Genomic DNA, 16824 nt, shown 5'->3' on the forward strand with positions numbered 1-16824 from the left:
GAGCCGCATGCGCCACGGGGTCAAGCGTCCGGACCGAGCCCCGACCGCAGCCGCCTGACCGCCTCGGTCAGTTCGCCCGCGCCGGACACCCCGGCGAAGCTCATCCGGACGTACGGAGCGGGCGGTTCCGCGCAGAAGAAGGGCCGCCCGGGCGCGACCTGCACCCCGGCGCGCAGCGCGGCCGCCGTGAAGGCGACGTCGTCCAGGCCCCCGCCCGTCCTGGCCCACATCTGATAGCCCCCGCGCGGCGGGTGGGGCACCTCCACCTCCGGCAGCTCCCGGCGCAGAGCCCCCAGCAGGGTGTCCCGCCGGTGGCGCAACTCCTCGGCCAGGGCCTTGAGGTGGCGGGGCCAGGCGGGCGCGCCGACCAGTTCCAGGGCGGCTTCCTGGAGCGGCCGGGGCACGAAGAAGCTGTCCACGACCTGGATCGCGCGCAGCCGGTCCCGTACCGGGCCGCGGGCGGTCAGGGCGCCCACCCGCAGGCTGGGTGAGGTGATCTTGGTCAGCGAGCGGACGTGCACGACCACCCCGTCGGTGTCCTCGGAGGCCAGGGTCGCGGGCAGCGGGCCTGAGTCCTCGTGGACCAGGGAGCGCGCGTAGTCGTCCTCCACCACGAACGCCCCGGCGGCGCGCGCGATCCGCAGCACCTCGGCGCGCCGCTCGTCGGACAGCACCGCCCCGGTCGGGTTCTGGAACAGCGGCTGGCATACGAACACCCGCGCCCCCGTCGCCTCGAAGGCGGCGGCCAGCAGCTCCGGCCGGACCCCGTCCGCGTCCATCGGGACCGGCACGGGCCGGCACCCGGAGGACCGGGCGATGGCCAGCAGCCCCGGATAGGTCGGGGATTCGACGAGGATCGGCGCCCCGGGCGGGGCGAGCGCCCGCAGGGCGGTGGTCAGCGCGCTCTGCCCGCCCGCGGTGACCAGGACGTCCGCAGCGCCGACGGTCCCGGCCGGTCCGCCGATCTCCCGCGCGAACCAGTCCCTCAGCTCCGCCAGCCCCTCCACGGGAGGCCTCCCCCACACGCCGGGCCGCCGTCCGGCGCGGGCGAGGGCGGCGGCCATGGCCCGCTCGGGCTGGAGGGTGGGGTGCAGGTAGCCGCCGTTGAGCTCGATGACCCCGGTCGGCGGCACGGTCAGGGTGGCGAGCACCCCGGAGGCGTCGACGGAGCGCGGGACCACTTCGCCCGCGCCCTCGGCGCTCAGCGCGACGGCCTGCCAGGAAGTGTCCCCGGGCACGGGCGCCTGCGTACGGGGCTGCGCGCGGAAGGCGCCGGCTCCGGGACGGGTGACCACGAGGCCCTCGGCGGCGAGCTGCGCCAGGGCCCGGGTCACGGTGACGGGACTGACGCGATAGCTCTCGACAAGGGCCCGGCTGGACGGGAGCTTTCCACCCAACGGGTAGCGGTTCAGCTCCGACCGCAGGGATTCCGCCAGCTCCGCCACACTGCTACGCTCGTACATGACAGCAAAGAATAGCGCTACTCTCCCCAAGGCGATAGCGGTTCGGACCCCGGCCACCGGCAGCCCGGCGACGAGTGGTCCGGCGACGGACGCGGCCCCCCGCAGCCGGTTCGGCGGAGGCACCGTCCTCGCCTCGGCCGGTGTCGTCACTTTCTCGCTGACCTTCCCCGGCACCGCCTGGGGCCTGCAGAGCTTCGGCCCCTGGTCCCTCTTCGGACTGCGCTGCCTGCTCGCCGGCCTGGTCGCCGCCGGCTGTCTGCTGGCCGGGCGCGTGGCGCTCCCCGACCGCGCGCACTGGCTGGGCCTCGCGGTGGTCGCCGGCGGCACGGTCATCGGCTTCCCGCTGCTCACCACCCTCGCGCTCCAGACCTCCACGACCTCGCACGCCGCCGTCGTGGTCGGCCTGCTGCCGCTGACCACCGCGGTGATCTCCTCGCTGCGCACCGGGGCCCGGCCCTCGCGGAGGTTCTGGGTGGCGGCCGCGGCCGGGGCCACCGTGGTCCTCGGCTTCACCGTGTCCCAGAGCGGCGGCTCCCTCTCGGCCGGCGACGGCCTGCTCTTCGCCGCCCTCCTGGTGTGCGCGGCCGGGTACACCGAGGGCGGCCGCCTGGCCCGGCTGATGCCCGGCTGGCAGGTGGCGGCCTGGGCGCTGGTGCTGTGCCTGCCGATCGGCATCGCCGGCTCCGCGCTCGGACTCGCGTACGAACCGGCCCACCTCACCTGGCACGGGCTGGTCGGGCTCGTCTGGGTCGCGGTCGGCTCCGCCTTCCTCGGCCTCTACCTCTGGTACCGGGGCATGGCCGAGATCGGCGCGGCCCGCGCGAGCCAGCTGCAGCTCGCGCAGCCGCTGCTGACCCTGGTGTGGTCGGTGGTGCTGCTCGGCGAACAGCTGTCCCCCGCCTCGCCCGTCGCCGCCTGCGCGGTGCTGGTCTGCATCGCCGTGACCCAACGGGCCAAATAGCGGTGAAACGACCTAAACTGCTAGCACCGGATCGGACCGCCACCGTAGGAGGTCAGCTATGCGCGCGACCGAGGGCGACCAGCTGGTTCAGCACGGCAGGATCGTGGGCCAGCACGACAAGGTCGGAGAGATCACCCAGGTCCTGGGAGAGAACGGCACCCCTCCCTACCGGGTCCGCTTCACGGACGGGCACGAGGCCGTCATGTCCCCCGGCCCCGACTGCATCGTGAAGCACCCCGCCGACCACGACCACTGACCGCGATCAGTGATTCAGGACGGCGGCGCCACCACCGTCGGGTAGTGGTCCGCCACCACCCTGGCCATCGCCCCGTTGGGGTCCGCGTCCACCTGCTTCGCCGAGAAGTAGGCATGGCCGCGGACCTCCGGGTATCCGGCGGCGAAGCGCAGGTGCCGCGACAGCTCCCGCGGATCGCGCCAGGCCGCCGTCGAGCTGTCGGCGTCGCAGCGGTAGAGCGCCTCCCCCACGTAGAGCTGGACGCGGGTGCCCGCGACGGTCTGCGCCCACCAGGGGACGATGGCCGCGTAGTCGGCGGCCGGGTGCCCGATCTGCCAGTAGGCCTGCGGTGCGATGTAGTCGATCCAGCCCTCGCGCACCCACTTGCGGGTGTCCGCGTACAGGTCGTCGTACGTGGCCACGCCCGCCTTCGTCGGCGAACCGAGCGGATCGCGGTCGGAGTTGCGCCAGATGGCGAAGGGGCTGATGCCGAAGCGCGTCTTGGGCCGCAGCGCCCGTAGCCGCCCGGACATCTCCTGGACCAGGGTGTCGGTGTTGTGGCGGCGCCAGTCGGCGCGGGTGGCGAAGGACCGGCCGTACTTCTCGTACGCGGCGTCGTCGTCGAAATCGCGGCCCTCTACGGGGTACGGGTAGAAGTAGTCGTCCCAGTGGACCCCGTCGAGGGGGTAGCGGGCGACCGCGTCGAGCATGGCGTCCTGCACGAAGCGGCGCACCTCGGGCAGCCCGGGGTTGTAGTACAGCTTGCCGCCGTAGGGGACGGTCCAGCCGCGGTTGCGGCGGGCCGGGTGCTCGGGAACGAGCCGGCCCGGGTCGGTGTGGTTGGCCACCCGGTACGGGTTGAACCAGGCGTGCAGCCGGAGCCCCCGGGCGTGCGCTTCGGTGACGGCGGTGCCGAGCGGGTCCCATCCGGGATCCACTCCCTGCTCACCGGTCAGCCACTGGGACCACGGCTCGCGCGCCGAGGGCCACATCGCGTCGGCGGTCGGGCGGACCTGGAGGATCACCACGTTGAGGCGGCGGGCGACGGCCCGGTCGAGCAGGCGGAGCAGCTCGGCGCGCTGTTCGGAGGCGGGCAGTCCGCTCTCTGAGGGCCAGTCCACGTTCTGCACGGAGGCGGCCCACACCCCTCTGAACTCGGTCTTTTCCGCCTCGGGCGCCTCGGACGCCCCCCGCTCCCGCGCCGCCGCGGCCCTCTCGGATCCCCGTACCGCTTTCGCCGGGGCGGCCGTCGCCGCCGCCGCCAGCACCCCCGCCGCGCCGGCCAGCATCCCCCGCCTCCCGATGTGCGCCATGTGACGACTCCGTTCCGCTCCGTGACATTGCCTGGTGTCCGCCCAGCATGCCCGCCCCGGCCCGACACGCCGGGCAAGGACGGGGGTAACGTCGGGGGGCGTGGCGGGCGCCGGAACGCAGTTACCACTGCACGAGTACGGGGGACCCGCGATGGAGAGCAGCGAAAGGCACGATGTGACGGACCTCCCAGACGACATCGCACGCGTCGGCGTAGTGGGCTGTGGCCAGATGGGCGCGGGCATCGCGGAGGTGTTCGCCCGCAGCGGTCTCGAGGTGATGGTCGCCGAGACCACCGGCGAGGCCCTGGAGCTCGGACGGACCCGCCTGCACACCTCGCTGACGAGGGCCGCCGAACGCGGCAAGATCAGCGAGGAGGAGCGGGACGCGACCCTGGCCCGCCTGTCGTTCACCACCGACCTCGGCGAGTTCGCCGACCGCGACCTCGTCATCGAGGCGGTCGTCGAGAACGAGCAGGTCAAGACGGAGATCTTCCAGGTCCTCGACCAGGTGATCACCCGCCCGGACGCGATCCTCGCCTCCAACACCTCCTCGATCCCGCTGGTCAAGCTGGCCGTCGCGACCTCGCGGCCCGACCAGGTCATCGGCATCCACTTCTTCAACCCGGCACCGGTGCAGCAGCTCGTCGAGCTGATCCCGGCGCTGACCACCAGCGACGAGACCATCAAGCGGACCGAGGCCCTGGTCGGCGGCGTGCTGAACAAGCACGCGATCCGCGCCCAGGACCGTTCCGGCTTCGTCGTCAACGCGCTCCTCATCCCGTACCTGCTGTCCGCGATCCGGATGTTCGAGTCCGGCATCGCGAGCCGCGAGGACATCGACAACGGCATGGAGCTGGGCTGCGCCCACCCGATGGGCCCGCTGAAGCTCGCGGACCTCATCGGTCTGGACACGGTGGCCTCGGTGGCCGACTCGATGTACGCGGAGTTCAAGGAGCCCCTGTACGCGGCTCCCCCGCTGCTCCAGCGGATGGTCGACGCCGGCCGCCTCGGCCGCAAGACCGGCTCGGGCTTCTACCCGTACGGCTGACCGCCGCACCGGTCGCCGGCGCCGGGTCCCGGTCCGGTCACGGCGCTAGCCGAGCCGCAGGTGGTGCAGTAGCAGCAGCCCGGCCGCCATATTGGCGGCCGGGACCTCGCCGCGCGCGATCATGTCCGGCACCAGCTTGAGCGGGACCCATGCGCGGCGCGAGGACTCGAAGGCGTCCTCGGGGTGGCCGATGTACGTGGCTCCGTCCGCCCAGTAGAGGTGGTGGCGGGCGTCGGTCAGCCCGTTGGACGGCTCCACGGTCATCAGGTGGCGGAGCGGGCCGGGCCGCCAGCCCGACTCCTCCTCCATCTCCCGGGCGGCGGCCTCCTCCAGCGATTCGCCGTCCTCGACCACCCCGGCGGGCAGTTCCCAGCCCCAGCTGTCGGTGATGAAGCGGTGGCGCCACAACAGCAGCACCTCGTTGGCCTCGTTGACGGCCGTGGCGACGGCGACCGGGCGCAGCCGGATCACGAAGTGGTCCAGGTGCCGGCCGTCGGGGAGTTCCACATCGGCGAGGTTCACGTCGAACCAACGGTTGGCATACACGGTTTGCTCACTCAGGTTCATCCACTGCACGGTTCTGCCACCTTCCGATCGAGTAGGTGGCAACATGGCAGCAGTTCACCCGGTCACAGGGGAACGCGCAGCGCTCCGTCGATGAGCTCCGCGGTCTCCTCCGCACCCGAACAACCGCTGGTCAGCAGCTGTTCGCGGACCGCCCGAAGCCGGTCGCGAAGCCGCAGCGACTCCATGCCCTTGGCCCGCTCGGCCATCTCCGCCGCCGAAGCCACCGCCTGGTCTGCCTCGCCCTGGCGCAACTGGATCTCGCACAGCATCGCGAGGCGGTGCACACGGCCCCGGTCGTGCGCGGGGGTCCCCACCGCCGCCGCGGCCTGCTCATGGGCCCCCCGCAGGTCCCCCATCCCCAGCAGCGCCTCGGCCACCTGTACGTTGACCAGCCCGGGCTGCACGTACCCCGTCTCGTCGGGCTCCGTGCCCGGCCTGATCCGCTCCGCGGCCGCCTCCGCGTTGCGGATGCATGCCAACGCGGCGGCCGTGTCTCCGAGTTGGGCGTACGCCTTGGCCTGCATGGCGTACAGGTCGGCGGCCAGCGCCGGGGTGGTGTGCCGGCCCGCGGCGCGCAGGGCGGCCTCGGCGAAGGCCACGGCCTGGCGGAACTCCCGTAGGTGCAGGGACTGGTTGACGATCAGCGCGATCACGTACGCCCCCAACCCGCGGTCCCCGCTCGCCTTGGCCAGCCGCAGGGCCTGGTGGAAGTACCGCTGGGCCAGCCCGTGGGCGTCCGAGTCGTACGCGCAGATCCCCGCCACCGCCACCAGGGAACCGGTCGCCCGGTGCAGGCTGCGGCCGAGCCCGTCGGAGTAACTGCCGCGCAGCATCGGGGCGGTCTCGCTGCCGAGGAAGCGCACGATCCGGTCGCGGGTGGCCACGCCGCCGGCCCGGCGGTACATCAGCTCGTAGTGCGCGCGGGCGGCCCGCAGGATCTCGATGTGCTCGGGGCCGACCCGGGTGGGCCCCTCGCGGGACACGTCGGCGTCCTCCGGCGGGTTCTCCCACTCCCACACCGGCATCACGGCGGGCGTCCCCGTGAGGGCCTCGGCGCTGAGCATCGGGAGCCGGCCCTGCCCGTCGGAACGCCACAGGGCGGCCGCCCGGTCGACGAAGCCGCTGAGCGGGGACGCGTGCGAGCCCGCGCCCTGCTGCCCCGGCACCCCGAACCCGACGTCGTCGAGGCACAGCGCCCGGCCCAGCCTGCCTCCGACCACCTCGCAGATCAGGTCGGGCACCTGCCCGCGGGGCCGCTGCCCCTTCAACCACCGTGCCACGGCGGTGTGTTCGTAGCGCAGTGCCAGTCCCCGGGTGCGGCCCGCCTGGTTCACGTGCGCGGCGAGTCCGGCGTGGGACATGCCCGCCTCGGCGAGGAGGGCATCGAGCAGTGCGTTGGGCTGCATAGGCCCCTCCAAGGGCTCGTCGAACCCAGGCTAATGGGTGAGGGGTTCACACGGGGTGTGAACGCAGTACGCGCATAAATGCGATACGCACCCTCCCGGGGGACCCCCTGCGGGCGCTTCACTTAAGGGCCTCGCCAAGAGGTAGCCCGGGTCGTCGGCTCCCCCTCGTACAGTGCGACGACCCGAAAACCGCGCCGCCCGTCCTGTTGTCTGCCCGACACTCCACGGCAGGCGGGCGGCGCGCTTCGGCTCCGCCGGGCCCTGGTTGGTCGCCGGGCCCCGTCCGAGCCGGACCGAACGCGTGCCGGGCCCACCCACCGGGCCCGGCCCGCGTGGTCCCCGATTCCGGCGCGGACGTCCGCGCCCCAGCCGCCCGGACGTCCGCGCCCCGGCGCCCACGGAGCCCTGCGGGCGGCTTCCCCCACCCCGCCCCTTCCCGAAACCGGGGCTCTGCCCGGACCCCGGTCCTCAAACGCCGGACGGGCTGGAGTATTCAGCCCGTCCGGCGTTTGAGGACCGGGTCCGGGCAGAGCCCGGGGAACGGTGGAAGGGCGGGTAGGGGACCAGCCCCGCAGGGCCCGGCCCGCCCCACGCAGCCAGGGAACGCATAAGGGGGCGCACCCCGGATCGGGATGCACCCCCTCAGGCCAAGCTCCGGCGGCTACGCTCCGCGCAGCACCGCGCCCGTGCGCTCACCGGCCAGGGCAACGGCCGCGTCACGCGCCGCCGTCGACTCCTCAGCCGTCAGCGTCCGGTCGGCCGCCCGGAAGCGCAGCGCATAGGCCAGGGACTTCTTGCCCTCGCCCACCTGCTCGCCCTCGAAGACGTCGAACAGCCGCAGCGACTCCAGGAGCTCACCGGCTCCCTTGCGCAGCGCGGCCTCGACCGTGGCGGCCGGAACCGACGCGTCGACGATCAGCGCCACGTCCTGGGTCGCCACCGGGAAGGAGGAGATCCGGGGCGCCTGGAGGGCCTCGCCGCCGGCCGCCGCGAGGCGGTCCAGGTCGAGCTCCATCGCGCTGGTGCGGGCCGGCAGGCCCATCGCCTTGACCACCCGCGGGTGCAGCTCACCGGCGTGGCCGATGACCGTCTCCACCCCGTCGAGGGTGACGATCAGCTCGGCGCAGCGGCCCGGGTGCCAGGGGCCGTACTGGCCCTGGCGCACGACCAGCTCCGCACCGGCCTCGACGGCCAGCGAGCGGGCCGCCTGGATCGCGTCGGCCCAGTCGGCCGGGTGGCCCTTGCCCCACCAGCCGGCCTGCTCGCGGGCCCCGGCCAGCACGACCGCGGCGTAGCGCGGCTGCGCGGGCAGGGCCGCGTTCAGGGTGGCGATCTCCTCGTCGGTGGGACGCCGGTCGGCGGGCAGCCGTACGGCTACGCCCGGCTGCGCGGCGGCCCGGAAGACCGAGCCGGTCTCGAAGAGGGCGAGGTCGTGGCTGCCGCGGCTGTCGTTGCGGCGCAGCGCGCCGAGCAGACCCGGCAGCAGCGTGGTGCGCAGCGCCGGCTCCTCGTCGGAGATCGGGTTGACCAGCTTGACGACCTGGCGGGAGGCGTCGTGCGCGGACAGCTGGAGCTGGTCGAAGACGCCCTCCCCGACGAAGGGGTAGCTGAGCGCCTCCACGTAGCCCGCGCCGGCCAGCGCGCGGCCCACCCGGCGGTGCAGCTGCTGCCGGGCGGTCAGACCGCGGCCGGAGGGCACCTGCGGGAGGGTCGACGGGAGGTTCCCGTAGCCCTCCAGCCGGATGACCTCTTCGGCGAGGTCGTTGGGCTCGGCGAGGTCGGGCCGCCACGAGGGGACGGTGACGACGAGCTCGTCCTGGCCGTAGACGTCGCAGCCGACCTCCTGGAGGCGGCGTACGACGGTCTCGCGGCCGTACTCCATGCCGGCGACCCGGTCGGGGTGGTCCGCGCTCATCGCGATGGTGTGCGGGGCGCCCGGGGCGGTGAGCTCGGTGACTCCGGCCTCGGCGGTGCCGCCGGCGAGCAGGACGAGCATGTCCACGGTGCGCTGCGCGGCCGCGGCGGCGGCCTGCGGGTCCACACCGCGCTCGAAGCGCTTGGAGGCCTCGGAGGACAGCTTGAGGCGGCGGGCGGTGCGCGAGATCGACACGGAGTCGAAGTGCGCGGCCTCCACGACCACCTCGGTGGTGCCGGTGACCACGCCGGTCGCCGGGTCCGTGACGGAGTCGGCGATCTCGGTGTTGGCCCCGCCCATGACGCCGGCGAGCCCGATGGGGCCGCTGTTGTCGGTGATCACCAGGTCCTCGGCGTCGAGCGTGCGCTTGACCCCGTCGAGGGTGGTGAACTTCTCGCCCTGCTCGGCACGGCGGACGCCGATGGCGCCGTCGATGCGCGAGCGGTCGTAGGCGTGCAGCGGCTGGCCGAGCTCGAGCATCACGTAGTTGGTGATGTCGACGGCGAGCGAGATCGGGCGCATGCCCGCCTTCTGCAGGCGGCGCGTGAGCCAGATCGGGGAGCGCGCCTCGGGGTCGAGACCGGTCACGGTGCGCGCGGTGAAGCGGTCGCAGCCCTGCGGGTCGTCGATCTTGACGGCGTAGCCGTACGAGTTCGGCGCGGGCACGTCGAGCAGTGCCGGGTCGCGCAGCGGCAGGCCGTACGCGGTGGCGGCCTCGCGGGCCACACCGCGCATGGACATGCAGTAGCCGCGGTCCGGGGTGATGTCGATGTCGAGGACCTCGTCGACCAGCTCCAGGAGCTTGATCGCGTCGGTGCCGACCTCGTGCTCGTGCGGCAGCACGATGATGCCGTGCGTGCCGTCGTCGCCCATGCCCAGCTCGTCGCCGGAGCAGATCATGCCGTGCGAGGTGCGGCCGTAGGTCTCGCGCGAGGCGATCGCGAAGTCGCCGGGCAGCACCGCGCCGGGCAGGACCACGACGACCTTGTCGCCGACGGAGAAGTTCCGGGCGCCGCAGACGATCTCCTGCGGCAGGCCGGTGCCGTTGGCGTGGCCGACGTCCACCGTGCAGAAGCGGATCGGCTTGCGGAAGCCTTCCAGCTCCTCGATGGTCAGCACCTGGCCGACGACGAGCGGGCCCTTGAGCCCGCCGCCGAGCTGCTCGACGGTCTCGACCTCGAGGCCGGCGTCGACGAGCTTGGTCGCGACGTCGCGACCGGTTTCACCCGCGGGGAGGTCGACGTACTCCCGCAGCCAAGAAAGCGGGACCCGCATCAGATCTCCATCCCGAACGGCCGGGTGAAACGGATGTCACCCTCGACCATGTCTCGCATGTCTTCGACGTTGTGGCGGAACATCAGCATCCGCTCGATGCCGAACCCGAAGGCGAATCCGCTGTACTTCTCCGGGTCCACACCGCAGGCGATGAGCACCTTGGGGTTGACCATTCCGCAGCCGCCGAGCTCGATCCAGCCCTCGCTGGAGCAGGTGCGGCACGGGCGGTCGGGGTTGCCCACCGATTCGCCGCGGCACACGTAGCACTGCATGTCCATTTCGGCGGACGGCTCGGTGAAGGGGAAGAAGTGCGGGCGCAGGCGCGTGGTGGTGCCCTCGCCGAACAGCTCCTGGACCATGTGGTCCATGGTGCCCTTGAGGTCCGCCATGGTCAGGCCCTCGTCCACGGCGAGCAGCTCGACCTGGTGGAAGACCGGGGTGTGCGTCGCGTCGAGCTCGTCGGTGCGGTACACCCGCCCGGGGCACACGATGTAGACGGGGGGCTTGCGCTCCAGCAGCGAGCGCGCCTGCACCGGGGAGGTGTGGGTGCGCAGCACGACGCCGGACTCGTCGCCTTCGGTGCCCTCGGGGCCCTTGACGAAGAAGGTGTCCTGCATCTGGCGTGCCGGGTGGTCGGGAGTGAAGTTGAGGGCGTCGAAGTTGAACCACTCCGCCTCGACCTCGGGGCCCTCCGCGACCTCGTACCCCATGGCCACGAAGATGTCCGCGATGCGGTCCATCAGCGTGGTCAGGGGGTGCCGGGCGCCGGCCGGAACCCGGTCGTAGGGCAGCGTGACGTCCACTGCCTCCTCGACCAGCACCCGCTCGTCGCGCTCGGCTTCGAGCGCGACCGTGCGGGCCCCGAAGGCCTTGTTCACGGCACCGCGGGCCTGGCCCACGATCTTGCCCGCCGCGGCCTTGGCCTGCGGCGGCAGCGCGCCGATCTCGCGGTTGGCGAGCGCCAGGGGCGAGCGGTCGCCCATGTGCGCGGTCTTCGCCTCGCGCAGCGCGTCGAGGTCGCCGGCGGAGGCGAAGGCGGCGAGCGCCTCGTCCCGCATGCGCTCGATCTCTTCCGGTTTCAGTGCCTCGACCTCAACAGGGTCGTACGACTTGTTCGGTGCCGACATCTCTTCCCGTACTTCCGATGGCTGGCTGGTGGGTCCCCGCCGCGATACGCACGACGCGCTCGGCACAAGGACACAAAGGTGCCAAAGGTCGAGTCTAAAGGTCGCTGGGGGTGAAGGGGCCCGTCGGGCTTCCTGGCGGGACGCTCCGCAGGTCTACTGCGTGAGGTACGCCGGGGCGGCGACGGGCAGGATAAATCGGAACTCGGCCCCGCCGCCGGGGCCGCGGCCGACCCTGATGGTGCCGCCGTGGGCTTCCACGATCCCCTTGACGATGTACAGGCCCAGGCCGGTGCCGCCGCGCTTGCTGCCCCGCCAGAAGCGGGTGAAGACGCGGCCCATCGACTCTTCGGGGATCCCGGGGCCCTCATCGGTCACGGTGACAGCGGTTCCCTTCTCGGTCTTCCCCGCGGCGTTCGCGAAGCTGGTCGGTGCTACCTCGATGGTGACCGTTCCCTCGCCGTGTCGCACCGCATTTTCGAGCAGGTTGCCGAGGATCTGGTCAATTTTGTCCGGGTCCGCCCACAGATCGGGCAGCGGGCGGCTCACGCTCACGAGGAACCGCTCCGGGGCCTGGCCGTTCGCGGTGAGCGCCTGGACGTGCCGGCCGACCGCCGTGGCCATGTCCACCGGCTGGCGGCGCACCTCGAGGCGGCCCGAGTCGATGCGGGAGATGTCCAGGAGCTCGGCGATGAGCCGGGTGACGCGGTTGGCGTCGGCGTCGACGGTCTCCAGCATCAGCCGCTTCTGGTCGTCGGTGAACCGCTCCCACTTGGCCAGCAGCGTCGCCGTGAACCCCTTGACCGAGGTCAGCGGCGAGCGCAGCTCGTGGGCGACCGTGGCGATGAGCTCGGCGTGGCTGCGCTCGGTGCGCCGCCGGGCCTCGGTGCCCCGCAGGGTGACCACGAGGCGGCTCAGCGGGCCCCTGGGGTGGGTGCGCACGTAGCGGGCGGAGACCAGCACCTCGCGGCCGCCGGGGAGCAGCAGGTTGCGCTCGGGCTGTCCGCGCCGGGTGAGGAGGCCCCCGTAGGGGTCGGTCAGCGCCCACCAGCGGCGGCCTTCGAGGTCTTCGAGCGGGAGCGCCTGCTCGATGCCCACTCCGATCGCGTCGTCCGCCGGGAGGGCGGTGATGCGCGCGGCGGCGGAGTTGAAGCAGACGACCCGGCCGGTGGCATCGGCGATGACGAGCCCGTCGGGCAGGTCGTCGGGGTCGATCCCGAGTCCGGCCCACTCCCCGTTCCCCTGCGCGCCCTGCGGCCCGGCACCCGAGAGGCCTACGGGGCATGCGTGCGCGGGGTGGGAGGCCTGCGCGGGCTGTGCGGGCACCCTGGCGGTCTCGGCCCGCTGGGACGCGGCCGCCAGGACCGGTGTGCCGGCCGCCTTGGCGGACCCCGGCGAGCTGTTCGTACCGACGGTCATGTCCCCGTACCCCACATCTCCGAGTACCGCAGTGGGCCCCCGGGCCGCCACATTACTAGCTGGGGGTCACGGAGCGGCACCCTCCGGGCGCCCGCTGTGCACGAGCGGAGGCGTAGAGGCACACGGCGGCGGCCGTGGCGAGGTTCAGGCTCTCGGCCTTGCCGTGGATCGGGACCCTCACCACCGCGTCGGCGAGCGCCCGGGTCTCCTCGGGCAGGCCCCAGGCCTCGTTGCCGAAGATCCAGGCCGAGGGTCCGCCCATGGTGCCCGCGTCCAGCTCGGCGTCGAGGTCCTCGTCACCGGCCCCGTCGGCGGCCAGGATCCGTACGCCGGCCGCGCGCAGCCCCGCGACGGCCTGCTCGACGGGGACGCCGACGGCCACCGGGAGGTGGAAGAGGGAGCCCACGGAGGCCCGTACCGACTTGGGGTTGTACAGGTCCACGGAGGCGTCGGTCAGCACCACCGCGTCGGCGCCGGCGGCGTCCGCGCAGCGCAGCACCGTACCGGCGTTGCCGGGGTCGCGGACGTGGGCGAGGACGGCGACCAGCTTCGGCCCGGCCTTGAGGATCTCCTCGAAGGGCGAGTCGAGGAAGTGGCAGACGCCCACGAGGCCCTGCGGGGTCACGGTCTGCGAGACCTCGGCGAGCACCTCGTCGGAGGCGTAGTGGACGCGGGCCCCGGCGGCGAGCGCGGCGTCGACGATGTCGGCGTAGCGCTCGGCGGCCTCGACGGTGGCGAACAGCTCGATCAGGGTCGAGGTTCCCTCCGCGCTCCGGTGCTCGACGGCCTCGCGCACGGCCTGCGGGCCCTCGGCGATGAACCGGCGCTCCTTGGTGCGGAAGTTGCGGCGCGCCAGTCGCCTGGCGGCGGCCACCCGGGTGGACCGGGGGGAGATCAGCTCGGCGGGGGTACCCATGGCGGTCGGCTCGCTTCCGTGCGTACTGCGGGTGGAACTCGTCGGACAACGCACCGGACCCGCAGGCGCGAGGCCTGCGGGTCCGGGCAAATTACTGCAGCCTTGAAGGCGTGCTGCTTAGGCAGCGACCTTCGGGGCGTTGACGTCGGCCGGAAGGGCCTTCTGCGCAACCTCGACCAGCGCGGCGAACGCGTTGGCGTCGTTGACGGCCAGCTCGGCGAGGATCTTGCGGTCCACCTCGATGTTGGCGGCCTTCAGACCCTGGATGAGGCGGTTGTACGTCATGCCGTTCTGGCGGGCAGCAGCGTTGATGCGCTGGATCCACAGCTGACGGAAGTCGCCCTTGCGCTTCTTGCGGTCGTTGAAGTTGTAGACCAGCGAGTGGGTGACCTGCTCCTTGGCCTTGCGGTACAGGCGCGAACGCTGACCGCGGTAGCCCTTGGCCGCCTCGAGGATTGCCCGGCGCTTCTTGTGGGCGTTGATTGCCCGCTTGACGCGTGCCACTTTTAACTCCTTGTAGCGGGGCCGTGGTGTTCTTCACACGGCCCGAATTCGATGGGGTCCCGGTCCTGACGTCCCGCTCCCGCGAAAGGGGAGCGGAGGGACGTCACTTGCCGAGAAGCTTCTTGATCTTCGCGGCGTCGCCGGGGGCCATCTCCGCGGTGCCGGTGAGGCGACGGGTGACACGGGACGACTTGTGCTCGAGCAGGTGGCGCTTGCCAGCGCGCTCGCGGAGCACCTTGCCGGAGCCGGTGATCTTGAAGCGCTTCTTGGTCCCGCTGTGCGTCTTGTTCTTCGGCATAGCGCCGTTATCTCCTCGTCGGTGGCGTCCCCACCGGTCCTGCTCGGGACCGGCTCGGGAGCGTCATATTGTGTCGGTGAATCCGAGACGGGCTGCCTCGGAATCAGGCCTCGGCAGGAGCCTCGTGAGAGGCGGCTGCCTCGTCGGGGGCGTCGGTCGCCTCGTCGGAGGCGTCCTCTGCGTCCACGTCCTCGGCTTCGAGTGCGGCGTTCTCGGCCTCGAGCGCGGCGTCGGCGGCCGCAGCCTCGTCACCACTCTCGTCGCTGACCGCAACACCCTGGCGCTCGGCCTTGCGGGCGGCCTGCGCCTCGCGGGCTTCGGCCATCGCCTCGGTCTTCTTCTTGTGCGGACCGAGAACCATGATCATGTTTCGGCCGTCCTGCTTCGGGTTCGACTCGATGAACCCGAGGTCCTCGACGTCCGAAGCGAGGCGCTGCAGCAGTCGGTAGCCGAGTTCCGGCCTGGACTGCTCGCGACCACGGAACATGATCGTGATCTTGACCTTGTCGCCCTGCTTGAGGAACCGAACGACGTGACCCTTCTTGGTGTCATAGTCGTGCGGGTCGATCTTCGGCCGGAGCTTCATTTCCTTGATGACCGTGTGCGCCTGGTTCTTGCGCGCCTCACGGGCCTTCATGGCCGACTCGTACTTGAACTTGCCGTAGTCCATGAGCTTGCAGACCGGCGGGCGTGCGGACGCCGCGACCTCGACCAGGTCGAGGTCGTACTCCTGCGCAAGCTCGAGCGCCTTCGCAAGCGGCACGATGCCGACCTGCTCGCCGCTGGGGCCGACGAGTCGTACCTCGGGAACGCGAATCCGGTCGTTGATGCGGGGCTCGGTGCTGATGGATCCTCCTCGGTAGCACCACACGGCTGCCTGGAGGACAGCCGCTGACGTTTTTCCGTCAGACCGACCGCGGCGGGAATGAAAAAAGCCCCGCCGGGCACAAGGAGGGGCTCCAATACAACCGGAGCACCGTCGCGTGCGAACCGCGGGGCGCAAAATCGGGCAGCTTTCCATCGTCCGTACGGAACGATGGATACCGCCTGACCGGTGACCTGCCTCCCGTGAGGGTGGCCAGGTGGGAGAATCGGAGCCTCCACTTGTGGGCCGGGCACATAAGTGTCCGGCCGGTCGAAGTACATACTAGCACCCGCGTTGCAAGCCTGCCGCACGGCATATCGTGTGGCACATGACTGACGCGACGCCCTCCGGTTCCACGCACGAATCCCCCGACTACGACGACATGACCCGCGACATCGCGGACGTGCCGGCGGTCGAGGTCATCACCACGGTGGCCGTCCACCTGCTCAGTGCGGCAGCGGTCAACCTGGGCCTGGACAAGCCGGACTCCGAACACAAGGACCTCGACGAGGCCCGCAAGCTGATCAACGCCCTGGCCGGCCTGGTCACCGCGAGCGCCACCGAGATCAGCTCCTTCCACGCCGCCCCGCTGCGCGACGGCCTGAAGTCCCTCCAGCTCGCCTTCCGCGAGGCCTCGCTGGTGCCGGACGAGCCGGGCCAGGGGCCGGGCGAGAAGTTCACGGGTCCCGTGTACTCCTGACCCCCGCCGCACGGCAGAACGACAGAGGCACCCGGGAAGGCTCCCGGGTGCCTCTCGCTCGTTCTACGGAGTCTCAGCGCGTGAACAGCGGCTCGCCCGGCGGAACCGGCGCCCCCTGCGGGAGCAGCGCCAGGTCCAGCCCTCCTACGAGGCGTGCGCGCAGGGTCGGGTCGCCGGCGAGGGCCTCTGCGACCCGCCGGGCCGCGGCCGGAGCCTCGGGACCCGCGGCCAGCACGATCGCCAGGGTGCCGTCGGCGTCCTCGCCGCCGGGGCCCAGGTGGGCGCCGAGCACGGCCGGCTCCGCCGCCACGACGGCCCGTACCGCCTCGCGCACGGCGGGGTCGGCCAGCGGCCCGGCGTCGGTGCGGCCCTCGGCCAGCGCGAGCAGCGCCGGGCCGGTGAGCTGGTAGGTGACCGGGCCGGCCAGATCGAGGACGACGGTGTCGGCCTTCTCGTGGGCCGCGGCGGCCAGGGCCTGGTGCAGCGGGACGGCCACCGGGCGGGCTGCCGGGTCCCACAGGGCCAGCGAGGCGATGGAGGTGAAGGCGGGCAGCGCCCGCCGGTCCCCGGCCCGCAGGGTGGGGACGGCCATGTCGCTGGTCTTCTCCCGCTTGAGCCCGGTCTCGGGGTCGGTCTCCACCTCGCCGAGGACGGCGACGACGGGCACCAGCAGGCGGGCGTCCTTCAGGGCGGCCAGCACCTGCGGCTCCGTGCTCCTGTCCTCGGCCCAGGCGGCCAGGGCCGCGCTCAGGCGGGGGTCCGCGGAGCCGTCGTCGTCGGAGAAGCCCGGGTCCGGAATGTTTTTGATCGCCATG

Annotated in this window: 16 protein-coding genes; 4 read left to right on the forward strand and 12 right to left on the reverse strand. The window is 72.4% G+C overall.

Features of this window, described 5'->3' with window-relative positions; genetic code table 11:
• Positions 1–20: 20 nt before the first annotated feature.
• Complete coding sequence (locus OHU74_RS06775; RefSeq protein WP_371615054.1) at positions 21–1463, reverse strand: PLP-dependent aminotransferase family protein; 1443 nt, start codon at positions 1461–1463, stop codon at positions 21–23.
• On the opposite strand from OHU74_RS06775, the gene OHU74_RS06780 reads away from it, so the two are divergent.
• Together OHU74_RS06780 and OHU74_RS06785 are read left to right on the forward strand one after the other, a co-directional pair.
• Entirely contained in the window at positions 1462–2424 is a 963-nt protein-coding gene (locus tag OHU74_RS06780; protein WP_371615055.1) for a DMT family transporter, read from the forward strand. The genes OHU74_RS06775 and OHU74_RS06780 overlap by 2 nt on opposite strands.
• A 58-nt stretch (positions 2425–2482) precedes the next feature.
• A complete protein-coding gene (locus OHU74_RS06785; RefSeq protein ID WP_330295517.1) occupies positions 2483–2680 on the forward strand; it encodes a DUF1918 domain-containing protein in 198 nt (65 codons plus the stop codon).
• 14 nt (positions 2681–2694) lie between these two features.
• On the opposite strand, the gene OHU74_RS06790 is transcribed toward OHU74_RS06785, so the two are convergent.
• On the reverse strand, positions 2695–3972 hold the full coding sequence (locus OHU74_RS06790; RefSeq protein WP_371615056.1) for a glycoside hydrolase family 10 protein: 1278 nt from the start codon (positions 3970–3972) through the stop codon (positions 2695–2697).
• A 151-nt stretch (positions 3973–4123) separates the two neighbouring features.
• Between OHU74_RS06790 and OHU74_RS06795 the strand changes: the two genes are divergently transcribed.
• Positions 4124–5020: a 3-hydroxybutyryl-CoA dehydrogenase gene (locus tag OHU74_RS06795; RefSeq protein ID WP_371615057.1), complete on the forward strand. Its 897-nt coding sequence runs from the start codon at positions 4124–4126 to the stop codon at positions 5018–5020.
• 45 nt (positions 5021–5065) lie between these two features.
• Here OHU74_RS06795 and OHU74_RS06800 read toward each other — a convergent pair whose 3' ends face one another.
• From OHU74_RS06800 to infC, 9 genes are all read right to left on the reverse strand, one after another.
• Positions 5066–5632 carry an NUDIX domain-containing protein gene (locus OHU74_RS06800; protein WP_371615058.1) on the reverse strand — a complete coding sequence of 189 codons (567 nt, stop codon included), beginning with the start codon at positions 5630–5632 and terminating at the stop codon, positions 5066–5068.
• A gap of 17 nt (positions 5633–5649) precedes the next feature.
• Positions 5650–6993: a transcriptional regulator gene (locus OHU74_RS06805; protein WP_371615059.1), complete on the reverse strand. Its 1344-nt coding sequence runs from the start codon at positions 6991–6993 to the stop codon at positions 5650–5652.
• A 661-nt stretch (positions 6994–7654) separates the two neighbouring features.
• Complete coding sequence (gene pheT, locus OHU74_RS06810; protein ID WP_371615060.1) at positions 7655–10183, reverse strand: phenylalanine--tRNA ligase subunit beta; 2529 nt, start codon at positions 10181–10183, stop codon at positions 7655–7657.
• Positions 10183–11310: a phenylalanine--tRNA ligase subunit alpha gene (gene pheS, locus OHU74_RS06815; RefSeq protein WP_371615061.1), complete on the reverse strand. Its 1128-nt coding sequence runs from the start codon at positions 11308–11310 to the stop codon at positions 10183–10185. Before pheS ends, pheT begins: the two co-directional genes overlap by 1 nt.
• A gap of 153 nt (positions 11311–11463) precedes the next feature.
• Positions 11464–12726 (reverse strand): ATP-binding protein, encoded by a 1263-nt coding sequence (locus tag OHU74_RS06820; RefSeq protein ID WP_371615062.1) that lies wholly within the window; start codon positions 12724–12726, stop codon positions 11464–11466.
• Between the two features lie 55 nt (positions 12727–12781).
• The gene (locus OHU74_RS06825; RefSeq protein WP_371615063.1) at positions 12782–13642 is read right to left on the reverse strand and encodes a TrmH family RNA methyltransferase; all 861 of its coding nucleotides are present in this window, start codon (positions 13640–13642) and stop codon (positions 12782–12784) included.
• Between the two features lie 117 nt (positions 13643–13759).
• Positions 13760–14146 carry a 50S ribosomal protein L20 gene (rplT, locus tag OHU74_RS06830; RefSeq protein WP_330295526.1) on the reverse strand — a complete coding sequence of 129 codons (387 nt, stop codon included), beginning with the start codon at positions 14144–14146 and terminating at the stop codon, positions 13760–13762.
• Positions 14147–14249: 103 nt separating this feature from the next.
• Complete coding sequence (gene rpmI / locus OHU74_RS06835; protein WP_030157249.1) at positions 14250–14444, reverse strand: 50S ribosomal protein L35; 195 nt, start codon at positions 14442–14444, stop codon at positions 14250–14252.
• A 103-nt stretch (positions 14445–14547) separates the two neighbouring features.
• A complete protein-coding gene (infC, locus tag OHU74_RS06840) occupies positions 14548–15315 on the reverse strand; it encodes a translation initiation factor IF-3 (protein WP_330295527.1) in 768 nt (255 codons plus the stop codon).
• A 322-nt stretch (positions 15316–15637) separates the two neighbouring features.
• Between infC and OHU74_RS06845 the strand changes: the two genes are divergently transcribed.
• Complete coding sequence (locus tag OHU74_RS06845; RefSeq protein WP_371615064.1) at positions 15638–16009, forward strand: DUF1844 domain-containing protein; 372 nt, start codon at positions 15638–15640, stop codon at positions 16007–16009.
• 73 nt (positions 16010–16082) lie between these two features.
• Here OHU74_RS06845 and OHU74_RS06850 read toward each other — a convergent pair whose 3' ends face one another.
• Entirely contained in the window at positions 16083–16823 is a 741-nt protein-coding gene (locus OHU74_RS06850) for an SseB family protein (RefSeq protein WP_371615065.1), read from the reverse strand.
• Between the last annotated feature and the right edge of the window lies 1 nt (position 16824).

The organism is Streptomyces sp. NBC_00454 (genome assembly GCF_041434015.1).
Classification (GTDB): Bacteria; Actinomycetota; Actinomycetes; order Streptomycetales; family Streptomycetaceae; genus Streptomyces.